Annotated in this window: 7 protein-coding genes; all 7 read right to left on the minus strand. The window is 34.9% G+C overall.

Features of this window, described 5'->3' with window-relative positions; all coding sequences use genetic code 11:
* Positions 1–52 precede the first annotated feature (52 nt).
* The 7 genes from EQG68_RS13375 to EQG68_RS13405 all read right to left on the minus strand — a co-directional run bounded on the left by EQG68_RS13375 (position 53) and on the right by EQG68_RS13405 (position 12,228).
* The gene (locus tag EQG68_RS13375) at positions 53–1,771 is read right to left on the minus strand and encodes a family 16 glycosylhydrolase (RefSeq protein ID WP_129465396.1); all 1,719 of its coding nucleotides are present in this window, start codon (positions 1,769–1,771) and stop codon (positions 53–55) included.
* A gap of 61 nt (positions 1,772–1,832) precedes the next feature.
* Positions 1,833–2,768, minus strand: coding sequence for a glycoside hydrolase family 17 protein (locus EQG68_RS13380; RefSeq protein ID WP_129465397.1), 936 nt, complete (start codon positions 2,766–2,768; stop codon positions 1,833–1,835).
* Complete coding sequence (locus tag EQG68_RS13385) at positions 2,758–5,118, minus strand: MFS transporter (protein ID WP_129465398.1); 2,361 nt, start codon at positions 5,116–5,118, stop codon at positions 2,758–2,760. The genes EQG68_RS13380 and EQG68_RS13385 overlap by 11 nt, the downstream gene beginning before the upstream one ends.
* A gap of 22 nt (positions 5,119–5,140) precedes the next feature.
* Positions 5,141–6,586 (minus strand): glycoside hydrolase family 30 protein, encoded by a 1,446-nt coding sequence (locus tag EQG68_RS13390; protein WP_129465426.1) that lies wholly within the window; start codon positions 6,584–6,586, stop codon positions 5,141–5,143.
* Between the two features lie 72 nt (positions 6,587–6,658).
* Positions 6,659–7,909: a glycoside hydrolase family 17 protein gene (locus EQG68_RS13395; protein WP_129465399.1), complete on the minus strand. Its 1,251-nt coding sequence runs from the start codon at positions 7,907–7,909 to the stop codon at positions 6,659–6,661.
* Complete coding sequence (locus EQG68_RS13400) at positions 7,909–11,361, minus strand: hypothetical protein (RefSeq protein WP_129465400.1); 3,453 nt, start codon at positions 11,359–11,361, stop codon at positions 7,909–7,911. The genes EQG68_RS13395 and EQG68_RS13400 overlap by 1 nt, the downstream gene beginning before the upstream one ends.
* A gap of 51 nt (positions 11,362–11,412) precedes the next feature.
* Positions 11,413–12,228 (minus strand): glycoside hydrolase family 16 protein, encoded by an 816-nt coding sequence (locus EQG68_RS13405; protein ID WP_129465401.1) that lies wholly within the window; start codon positions 12,226–12,228, stop codon positions 11,413–11,415.
* Between the last annotated feature and the right edge of the window lie 31 nt (positions 12,229–12,259).

Here is a 12,259-nt window from a genome sequence, read left to right on the forward strand (position 1 = left end):
AACCTGTTAATAAGTCAAATAGTAAATAAACTGCCACAAAAAAGACCTAAGTTTACTTCACAAGCATCTTTTTGACACTTTTTTTATTTCCTTGATAAACAGAAACAACATACATGCCTTTGGCTAAATTTTTAATATTTATGGGTTCATTGAAGGTTGAGGAGACTAAAACTAGCTTACCAATTAAATTGTGAATTTCTATTTTGTCAATCGCAACAGTTGAATTGATTTGCATGTATTCGTTCGCCGGATTTATAAAGGTAATTAAATCAATTTCAGTGGAAGGTTCAACAGCTAGTGTACAATCATCACCTACTACATAGGTAAAATACTTGGTTACAGATAATCCTCCTGCAAATGCAAATTTAACTGCGTAACTAATGGTAGAACCCATGGTTTGCTCTGTGATTGTATAAGTAAATATATTTCCTGAGACATTTTCCATCTGATATTCCGTAAATGGATTTTGTCTCCATAAGAAAGCAACCACACCCACTTTGTCTGTGTCTAATAACTCAAAAGTAATTTTTACATTGTTTCCGATGGTTTCAAAAGCATAATTATAACCAATTGAGAACGTACCTTGTTGGGTTTCGGTATCTATTCCTGAACAACCTGTTACCCCTGTTGTTGTGGCACTGAGTAGAATTGGGTTATTAATGAATTCATTTCCGGTAACATCGCTTGCGGAAACAGAAAAATCATAAGTAGTGTTCGGTGTTAAATTCGGAATGATCACTGATTTTTCCTCACCGGATGGATTTGCCGTTGTAATATTTTCATTACCATAACTTATAGTGTAGGCTACATTTCCAGAATTGTCATCGGCATTGAGTAACAATTCTATGGTTGAGCTCGTCACTTCTCCTACAGATGCTGTAAAATTTGTCGGTCCTTCGGTATCCTCCAATGTATTTTGATAAACTCTTACATAATCAATTTCCATAGTTGCTTGCGTAAAATTGGATGGAATGTTTCCGGCAACTCCACCCATCGCAATATTTAATAAAAGGTATTGTTCGGCATCAAAAGGCCAAGTTTCTGCATTTTTTACGGCTGGATTATAGGTATAGAAGGCTACTCCATCAAGCAAAAAAGTAATTTCAAAAGGCGACCAATTCATTGAATACACATGAAAATCATTACCTAAGTTTGCAGCAATCGTACCGCCGTGATTCACAGTGCTTCCAAATGAAGAGGGGGTGTGAATAGCACTTTGAATATATCCTTCCGGTTGTGATTGGGTGATTCCATGTTCCATGATATCAATTTCACCACAAGCAGGCCAACCAGTATTTCCAAATGCTGCATCAAAAAAACCACCGTCTTCGTTTACGTTTTTTCCTAACATCCATAGAGCAGGCCAAGTTCCTTGATTGGTTGGTATTTTTGCACGTATATCTACTCGACCATATTGAAAAGCAAATTTAGAGTTTAATCGTGCAGAGGTAAATTGTTTGGTAACGCCTTGATTGGTATAATTTTCTCTTTTTGCCACAATGTTTAAAAAGCCATTGTTTACAAAGGAATTGGTAATTAAGTTGGTATAATGTTGTACTTCGCCATTGAACCAGCTTCCACCGTTAGGAAGTTGTGTTTGATGATGCCATTTGGTGGAATTGATCGCTCCGTTTGTGTCAAATTCATCCGACCAAACTAAATCGTTGTACTCCACATCAACTTGTGCATTAGCTTCGTAAGTAGTTAGTATTATTAATAAAATAAGTACTAAAAATCGGCTGTTTTTTATACTAAATAAATATTTTTTCATAGCATTTTTTAAAAGGAAAAACCTTTAGTTTATCAACATATAGTATAAAAAATGGGGGTTTTTATTTTTTTTCTTGGTATTTTAATTCTTCGTTTTTATCCCACAATCCCCAGTAAGCACCTACTTCGCCTTCCGGCCCAACTTTCCATGATTCATCAAAAGAAGAAAAGTAGAAAATTTCAATGTCATTTTGCTCTGACCAATTTTGGGTATCGATAAAATATTTCATTGCATTTTCATTTGAGGCCACAGCTCCTTTTAGTGAGCCGCCTTGACTCGGCCAACCTGTTTCGGTGATAATTACACGTTTACCATTTCCTGCCTGTTTAGCAGATTCAAACATGCTTTTCATGTGATGGAAGGCATATTCAATCGGGCATCCTTCCCAATATGGATAGCAGTTGGTTAAAATTACATCACATGCTTCAGTAATTCTTGGACGATGTGAAAACTCGTAATACGCATCTACATAGCCAACCGGAATATTTGGAAGAGCTTCTTTCACACGTTGGATGTAATCCAGTAATTGATCTTCGGTTAAATCGTTACGGTACATTACTTCATTACCTACAGCTGCAATTGTTACACAGCCTTCGTTAGCTAATGCAATTAAAGCTTCGATTTCAATTTCATTTTTTTCTAAGTCATTTCCAAGCCATGCTCCAACTAATGTTTTCATTCCATTTTGATGTGCAATTCTTGGGATGTGTTCATTTCCTTCAATACAAGAAAAAGATCGCACCCATTTGGCATAGGGTTTTAAGATTTGAATACGACGGTTTACTTGTTCGCCATAAATAACATCACCCGGTTTTTGATGGTTTTCATACATACTGAAACAAATGCCATGCATTCCTTTTTTTAAGGTTTTTAACCATAATTTGGATAATTCCTCTGAAGTATACTCTGAGATTTGTATTTCCTGATGATTATTTTCTCCACCAGTATAATTTTTATTTTCATCGAATGAAAAATAATGACCTTCTCTAAATGACATACGTATCTGTTTTTAATTCAAATTTTAGCTTTTCGTTTTTATCCCAAATTCCCCAAGCAGTACCTACTGTTCCCTCTTGTTTTACTTTCCATGATTCGTCAAAAGAGGAGAAATAAAATAGTTCAAAATTATTATTTTTTGCCCATTCTTGAGAAGCTATAAAGTATTTCATGGCATTCATTTCTGATGGTAATGCTTCCTGTACATTTTCCCCCTTACTTGGCCAACCCGTTTCTGCTATTATAATTTTTTTGCCCTTAGAAATAGTTTGGGTTAGCTCCATCATATTTTGTAAATAGGATACGGAATAGTCATTGTTTGCACCTTCCCAAAAAGGATAGAAATTAACCAAAAGTACATCAGAAGTAGTTACCAATTCGGGTCTTTCTAAGAATTGGTAATAGGCATCTACATAGCCAACGGGAATGGTTGGAATGGCTTCTTTTACTCTTTTTATATAGGCAATTAGTTCTAGTTCTGAAATCTCATTTCGATGTAGCACTTCGTTTCCAACAGCAGCAATATCAACCAAACCTGCTTTTGCTAGTTTAATAAGGTTTTCAATTTCTTTATCATTTCTATTTCTATCATCACTAATCCATGCACCGACCACTGTTTTTAATCCTTTTTGATGAGCTATTTCCGGAATTAATTCATTTCCTTCAGTACATGAGAATGAGCGAATCCATTTGGTGTGTGGAGCAATAATATCCAACCTTCTTCTAATTTGATTGGCAGATAAAATATCTCCAACTTGTTGTCCTTCAACATATGGACTAAAACAAAGTCCATGAAGACCATCATTTAGGATTTCTCCATAACGATTTATTAATTCGGACTCGTTTTTAAGATTAAGTTCAGTTGAATTAAAATTGTTGTTTTTGATCAACGATTTTAATTTACCAGGGAGATAAGAAGATGATTCTATCAATTTATTACTTTTTCTTTTTTCTAGTTCTGCACTTATTTCTTTGGCTCTTTTTTCTGTAATGTCATAGTTTCTCATAATATACATTGCAATCAAAGTACCTACTATTGGAAAAGCAGAGAAAAACAATCTCAATCCATCAACGGCACCATCCGGTTGGGTTGGAGCATTTGGTGTAAAATCAACTAAATACATTATTAATCCACTTAAACCACCAGCAATAGCAAATCCGAATTTTACCATCCACCAATAAATTGCACCAAAAATACCCTCTCTTCTATGTCCGAAGTTTAATTCATCTAAGTCGCAAACGTCTGCTGTCATAGACATCATTAAAGTAAACAAGCCCCCTATACCGAAAGAAAAGAATGGCAAGGCAAACAAAAAAAGATAAGGTTTTCCCGGAACAAAAAGAAACCAAAGTAAAATGTAGCCAAATATTGAAATACCTTGAGAGGTTAAAAAAGCATTCTTTTTACCCATCATTTTGGACATTCTTGCAACAATTGGTATTACTAAAAAAGTTGTCGCTAACGCACCAATGCTACCAAAAAGTGTTGGCCAAATCCAAGCAGCACCTGCATCTCCATTAAACAAGTAGTATACGATTATAAAAAATGAAAAAGAGGCGACAGTGTTAAATGCATTAAAAATGAAAAATGTAGCAATGCAAAGTTTTCGGAAAGGTTCTAATTTAAATGCTTCTCTGAAACCTTTGATAATTTCGTTAAAACTGGAACCAATGTTTTTCATTGTTAGCGGCTTTAAGTTATTGTCATTTAAAGTGGATTCACTTTTAATGAAAACCGCCGGAACAACAGCTAAAAGACCACAACCTATACCTACCCAAATTGCTAAAGTTTGTGCTGCTACATCTGCCGAAGAAAACCATGATGGATCATACATCACCACCCAAAACCAAGGTGCAATAACCCAAGCCCATTGACCAATCCATTGTGAAACTGCCATTATACTGGTGCGTTCATGAAAATCGTTACTCATTTCATATCCCATTGCAACGTATGGAACACTAAAAATCGTGAGCCCTAAATAAAACAGTAATGACCAAAGTAAGAAATAATAAAAATTATACGTTATCCCATCTGCTCTTTCTAATTGCCACATTAAAATAAAGGAAATAGCCATTATGATAGCACCAATGAATACATAATGTCGTCTTCGACCCCATTTAGATTTGGTATTGTCTGAAATAAAGCCCATAATAGGGTCGGTTATCGAATCGAAAACTCTTGGTAAAAAAAATAAAACGCCCCACATCCATGTTGGGAATCCTAAATCTTGCACTAAAACAACCATAAATATACCTAATGCAGCAGGGAACATTTGATTGGCCAACATTCCCAATCCAAATGCGATTTTTTGTCCCATTGCAACTTTTCCGTTAGAAATATTATTTGACATAAATTGTTGTTTTAATTTGTTATTATCTATTTTTTAATACTAAAGTTTGCAATGCTCTTGCACTTATAGTTAAATTTTTCTTTTGATCCCCTATATTCACTTGAATACCATGAGGCTTTTCAGTCGGATTAAAAACAACCACTACAATTGTTCCGTCGGGATTTTTAACAGCAGTTGTCATTAACTCTTTATTTTCAGTTGTACATCCAATTTTCACAGCACCCGGACGCATAAACTTACTAAAATGTGCCATCACATAATACAATGGTGTAAAATAGACTTCATCTTTTTCAGGGTCAACGATAACAGGAGCCACACACCAGTTTTTAAACCAATTTGGACCACCTTGTTTGTCTAAAACCATATTCCAATCGACCCAACCATCAACCCAATTGTTTAAACAGCCTATAATGTCAGTAGCATAACGATTCACCGGGGCGTATTTTGGGTGTAAATATTTTTCTTTTTCACTTGCCCAATCCCAGCCCCAATCGGTGGCTTCTTTTTTCCAATACCAAGCATCATCTTGCCAATGTGGGATTTCGGAGTCTACACATCCTTCCGTTTCAATTAAATATTTGTTAGGAGCTTTTTTGTGGGCATATTGCAACTGATCCGGAAAAAAATCATAGGTGCTTTCATACCAATGAATGGCTGTTCCGGCAAAGTATTTTGAGGTTTCTTCGTTTTTATACATGGCATCCACCCATTCCGGTAATCCGGCTCTGTTTTGATCGTAGCCAAAGATTTTCACATCTTTCCAACCGTCTTTTTCTAATTTTGGTCCGAGATGATTTTGTACAAATAAAGTCATTTCTTCCGGAGAAAAATGAGTGCTTTCCCAATTATTTCCGTTTCCATGCGGTTCATTGATGACGGTAACTCCCCAAATATCAATACCTTCTTTTTTATAAGCCTCTAAATATTTTGAAAAATATAAGGCAAAGGCATCATTGAATTCAGGCAATAATTTTCCACCAACGTAATTTTTATTGTCTTTCATCCAAGGCGGACAAGACCAAGGCGACGAAATGATTTTAAAACCATCTTTAGAAATCGCTTTTGCTTCTAAAATCATTGGAAGTAAATCATTTTTATCATCTTCTATGGTGAAATGTTCCATTAACGTATCGTTTTCCACTTTGGCATAGGTGTAATTACTCAATGAAAAATCACAAGAGGCTATGTGAGTTCTAGTTAAGGAGTACTTTGCACCTTCTTCTCCAAAATAGGCATTCAAAATTTTCTTTCTGTTTTCTTTACTCAATCGATTGAGTAAATAGGCCGAAGCTTCCGTAAAAGAGCCGCCAAAACCAGTGATGGTTTGAAATTTTTCTTCCGGATTGATGTTGATGATCACCGGATTTTCATTTGTTGAAAATTCAGTCAATTTTGTAAGCGAATTTCCACTTTCGGAAGTTTCATATACTTCAATTTCTAACTCTTTAGAATCGGAACAACTGCTCATAAAAAAGGTAATGATTAACGTAAAGGTTAATAAATTGATTTTGTGATTTATGTTTTTATACTTCGTCATTGCTTAATTTTTTAAAATTGAAGAAGGTGTTTTTACATCCAACCACAAGGCTTTTTCGTCGCCATTATAGGTTTTGGTAATTGGTTTTCCGTTTCGGGTTAATTTTTTAAATGTTCCTTTTTCTACTTCTTTCCAAAGAGCATATTTGGCTTGATTTTGTAGATTAATCAATCCGAAATGATTTTCTGAACCTTGCGGATTGGCAGCATCTTTCCAATTTTCATCAAAAGCTTCAAAATAGAAACAGGAAACTTTTTCTTTGTTGCTCCATTCACGCATTAAATTATAAAATTGAGCGGATTTATATTCATCGGTAGCTTTGGCACCATCATTACCGTAATGTTCGTTTGACTGAGTTGCCCAGCCGGTTTCACCGATATGAACCGGTTTGTTTACCCCAATTGATTTCATATAAGCCACCACACTATTGTATTGACCGATGGCGTAATCTCGTGATCGAAGCATGGCTGCATCAATCTTTTCTTTGTCTGTTAACGTTTTCTCACTTTCTTTAATTCCCCAAAAAACGGGATTGTAATGGGTATCGTGCATGGGATACGTATGCATCGAAATATAATCAACAGCTTTGATTAATTGATTTAATTCTTCTACATGGTACTCTTTTCCACCGCCTCCCCAAGAAGCAAAATTGTCTGAACTCGTGATTAAAATGTCTTTCGGTAACTTGTTTTCTGTTTTCAAATGCTGAAGATGATTCACCCACTTCAATATAATGTTTGGTGTAACATAATAACTGGTTGCCCATTTCACCATGGCTTCATTTCCCACAGCAATAATTTTAACAATATCAGGAAATTGATTGGTTAATCGAACTGCTTCGGCAATTTCGAAGGCATTACGATCGCTTTCTTCGTGGTGAATAGGAGGCAAATTCGTCCATGCGTTTTTACAATCGATCCAAGCACCCAGCATGACAAACATTTCAAATTTGTTGTCTTCTTTTTTTAATTCGGTAATGGCTTTTAGTAAATTGGAAACTTCTTCATAATGCACATTATAGGTTCGTAGAACTTTAATATTGATGGCAGAAAGAAGTTTTAAATCTTCTTTAATTTCAGCAATTGTGGGTTGAACTTCGCGAGAATTCGTTCGATATCCACCGTAACAAATAGCTTGATAATTTGTGTTTCCTAAAATCATTTGGGCATTAATTTCTTTTGAGACTATATTTTTATTGTCTTTTTGATTACATGATAGAACCATGAGGAATATGATGTAAATCAACTTTTTCATTAGCGTAAATTATTCTCAGTTAATGAAACAATAATTTGTGTAATCTCGCCGGTTCTATCAAAAACTTTTTTACTGTTTTTATCATCTAATTCTAAACTTTGAACGACTTCTTCTGTTCCGTTTTTATTGATTAGTTTGATAGTGTTGGTTCCATTAATTTTATAAATAACCGGAACTTGACAAACGGTAAAGGCCAAACAATTTTTATCGATTGTTATGGTTTTGCTATTTCCATCAACCAAAGAAAAAGAAGCTTCTTTTGGTTGAACTAAAAACTCATTTCTGTTTAATAAATGTGGATGAAATTGTAGTTTTCCTTGGTTCATTTTTACACCTAATTCGCCAATTCTAGTGAGAATATCTTCTTTCACCTGACCTGTCATTCCCGGTTGTTGAGCACCTTTGTTAAATGGTGTGTGTGAATAGGGATCAGTTGGGAAAGCACCATAAACTTCCGGTGATTTGTGAACCCCAATTCCATTTCCAATTTCATAGAAATGAGCAATTAATTGGTCAATGACTTCTTTATTTTCTTGGTTTTCAATCGCTGATTCAGTTACTTCATAAACGGCAAGATAAAGTTTTGAAACCATGTGCCAATAAATAGAACCCAAACCTTCATAACCATAGAAAGTTCCGGAACGACCGGTAAATGCTTTGTGATTGAATACATTTTCAAAAATTTGCAACACTTTTTCGGTCTCTTTTGCAATTAAATCTCTAAATTGTTCTTGCTTTCCAAGTTCCTCTAAAGCATTTTTGACATCATTTGCATTATGGAAATTTCCATTAAAATGAAAACCACCTTTGATATCTTTATTAATCAGTTGAAAGTTGTTTTGCTGAAGTAATGTTTTCATTAATTCAGAGTTTTCCACTTTTTCTTTTGGAATTGTATTTTTATCTAAAAATTTTGGAAGTTCTTTATTTGGGTATAAGATGTAACTCTGTTGGTCGGGTCGGTATAAAGAACTGTTTCTCAACCCATCGAGTACCTCTAAAGATTCTTTCCCTTTTAAAAATCCTGAACTTAAAACGGCCACTTGACCCTCTAACATTTCCGGTAAATACGAAATGGTAATGCCATTGTTTTCAAATGACATTAAATTATAGGCATGATAGAGTTTATCTTGACGTTGGTTGGCTTTAATGGCGTGTTCAATAAATGCTAAACTTACTTTAGTAAATGTTTTTAAACCAGCCATCGAATGCGTTCTCTTTTTACCCCAAAATCCACTGTTGTAAATTTGATGACGGTAATCGGAAGCTGCTTTTCCTAAAGCATCGACAATTTTCTTTCTATTTTCATTATCTATTGAGGAAGACAACTGCGGTTGAAATGCCAAAAGATTTTCTCTGATGGCATGATAAAATTCAACCATTTCATTCGAAATTTTAATGGTTTCTTGGTTTGAATTTTCTAATAATTGCTCGAAGAATTTTAAAAATCTTCTTAAATAATAGAGTGTTACCATCGAAACACCATTTCCTACCAACGCATTATTAGCATCGTTCCATTCCGGACGTTGGGTGTTCATCCATATTCCGGCTTCAGGGATAAAATTGGACATTTTTGCCAAAACTGTTGCCAGAATTTTTTCAATCAAATTAACGTGATAAATTTCATCGTTATTGTCACGCAATAAAGCCCCGTCTGCCCCAATTTCGCTTCTTCGTTTATTGATTTTCGCTTCCCACTCATGGCTGTAAGCAATAGTGTCTTTGGAGTTTTGCACAATTTCCTCATACGATTTTATTATATAAGGAACGGCAGCATATACAAAACAGTCTTTATCGAAATAAGAATTTAGTTTTCCCGGTTGATATTTTTCGATAAACTCTAAAAACTTTAATAAATAAATGATTTGGTGGTCACCCCAATATCCGATGTATGACCACGGATTGTCGGGTTCAATGGCTTCCCAATCAAAACCGCTTTTGGTGACACGATACGGATTGTACCCATCAAAAGTAGAAGTATTCAAGAATTTATGAATCATTCCGTCTATAAAATCAGGGAAGGCATAAGCGAGAGCTTCCCAATTTTGGAAGATGTCACGCCAATTTCCTTCGTAATCCAATATTTTTGAACCGTCTATTTCACTTCTTGTGTTAATGGAAAACTTATTCCATGGCCGACTTGGGTCACCGTGTCTTCTACTAAATTTAAGCGGAAGGTATTCCGTACACAATCGAATCAAATCGGCATCTTCTGATTTTTGAATACGTTGTTGTAAATCGGAATAATCGAAAGTGTTTGGTAATTCGTTTAAAAAGCTTTTATTTTTTTCAAAAACAAGTTTGTTTGCTTTTGAAATGTAAGACGTAAAATCTTTTTTCTCAATTTGATAATTGTGATCAAAAATTCCCCCTCGCATAATGTTGAACAAAACATTGGAAAAATGGCGGGTATCTTTTCGGGCATCCGCTGTGAATTGTAATCCATCCGCCGTAGCATTTAAAGCGATGAGGTTTTGCGTACCAAGGTTCACATCATCAACCACTTTTTGTTCCAGCGAATTATCAGTACAAATAGCATCTGCTAATTCAATGATTTGAGCTTGATTTTGGTTAACATTGGCAATTATTTTCCAACTCTCAGAAGAATTACTTTCTAAATTCAAATCGGTAGAAACAAAGTAGGCCCCTTTTTCACCTTTTACATCTGTTTCAGTGGATGGTTTTTGATTTTTTCGGAAAGCTGCAATTTGTTTAGATGAAAGCAAATAAGTAGGATTTTTTAGTCCCAATGACCATGCGATATTGGCTTTTAAAGCTTCGCTAGGTTCAGCTTTATCCACGATGATGGCACTGAGAGCAAAAATCCCTAATCCGCTTTTTTCTTCTAATTCGCTGCGTTTGTAAGCATCAACCAAATTACTGGTAGTGGCTTGCAAACCGCTTTCTACACCATGAGGTAGAATATTTTGAATTCCGTCTAATAGTGTAATTTTATAATTTTTGTCTGAAACGTTAATGATTTCTGAGGTTCGAACAAAGCCAAATACGTTACTTGAATTCCAGTGATAACGAAACGTGAGTTGCAAATCATGGAAAATTTCTTCAAATATGATTTTATTGCCGTATGTATTCTTGTATAAATTTCTACTGATGTTATATTTATCATTGAATCGTTCGGAAAAAGGCTCCCAAATTAAGGTATTGTCATTCAAATGAATTTGAAAAACAGATTTACTTCCGGTGATATCGGCAAATTCGGTAATTTTATCATCAGTGTAATAGGGGAATAGGGCGAATTCTGCATTTTTTCTTCCGGCTGATAATCCTCCATTACTGGAAATAAACAGCCAATGATTGGAATCACTCACGATACTCATGAAAAACGGCCGCATACGATCGGAGTTTTCTATTTTATAATAACTTTCTCCTTTAATGTTAACCATTTCCATGGATATTGATTTCTCTTTTGTGACTAATTCTTCAAGATTCATAGTATACCGACTTTGGCTCATATTTTTTAACTGTATCTTTTTTTGCTTTTTTTATTCGTAAACTCTTATGTAATCTACCAACATCGTTTGAGGGAATGAGGTGTCTGAATTTGGAGACCCAGGTAAATTTCCGCCAACTGCCATGTTTAAGATTATGTAAAAAGGTTGATTAAACACCCATTCACCTTCCACATCGGCTGGTGTAATTTGGTTGTATAATACATCATCAACGTAGTAGTTGATATAATTTTCTCCCCATTCAATACCAAAAATATGAAAGTCAGTATCAAATCTACTATTGGGTAAAGTATAAGTTTTTGAAACAGATTGACCCGCAGAATAACCCGGACCATGAACTGTTCCAAATACTTTTGTGGGTTGATTACCTAGGTATTCCACAATGTCAATTTCACCACATTGTGGCCAACTCACTTCATCAATATTAGCACCAAGCATCCAAAAAGCCGGCCAAAGTCCTTTTCCCCAAGGCATTTTGATGCGAGCTTCAATTCGACCGTATTTTTGTTCGAATTTTCCTTTGGTCAATATTCTTGCAGAAGTGTAAGAAGAACCTAGGTATAACTCTTGTCGTGCAGTGATTTTCAACATTCCATCTTCCACAACAATATTTTCTGGTCTATCAGTATAATATTGTTGTTCATTATTCCCCCAACCGTTGTTTCCGGTTCCGATATCAAAACTCCATAAAGCAGGATTTGGTGCTCCATTACCATCAAATTCTTCTTGCATAACCAGTTTTGTTTTGGTAATTACTTGTTGTTTTTCATCTTCGGAGCAAGCTAAAAGAAGTAAAAGTGTACTTGCTAAGAGAAAACTTTTTTTAGTTGAACTATGTTTTAATGTCATTTTTATGTTTTTTTAAATAAATTTTATGATG

This window comes from Flavobacterium piscinae, from assembly GCF_004122145.1.
Classification (GTDB): Bacteria; Bacteroidota; Bacteroidia; order Flavobacteriales; family Flavobacteriaceae; genus Flavobacterium; species Flavobacterium piscinae.

What these genes read in the sequence shown, in the direction of transcription:
- EQG68_RS13375 (WP_129465396.1), bottom strand. Translation starts at nt 1,771, where the DNA reads ATGAAAAAATATTTATTTAGTATAAAAAACAGCCGATTTTTAGTACTT.
- EQG68_RS13380 (WP_129465397.1), bottom strand. Translation starts at nt 2,768, where the DNA reads ATGTCATTTAGAGAAGGTCATTATTTTTCATTCGATGAAAATAAAAAT.
- EQG68_RS13385 (WP_129465398.1), bottom strand. Translation starts at nt 5,118, where the DNA reads ATGTCAAATAATATTTCTAACGGAAAAGTTGCAATGGGACAAAAAATC.
- EQG68_RS13390 (WP_129465426.1), bottom strand. Translation starts at nt 6,586, where the DNA reads ATGAGCAGTTGTTCCGATTCTAAAGAGTTAGAAATTGAAGTATATGAA.
- EQG68_RS13395 (WP_129465399.1), bottom strand. Translation starts at nt 7,909, where the DNA reads ATGAAAAAGTTGATTTACATCATATTCCTCATGGTTCTATCATGTAAT.
- EQG68_RS13400 (WP_129465400.1), bottom strand. Translation starts at nt 11,361, where the DNA reads ATGAATCTTGAAGAATTAGTCACAAAAGAGAAATCAATATCCATGGAA.
- EQG68_RS13405 (WP_129465401.1), bottom strand. Translation starts at nt 12,228, where the DNA reads ATGACATTAAAACATAGTTCAACTAAAAAAAGTTTTCTCTTAGCAAGT.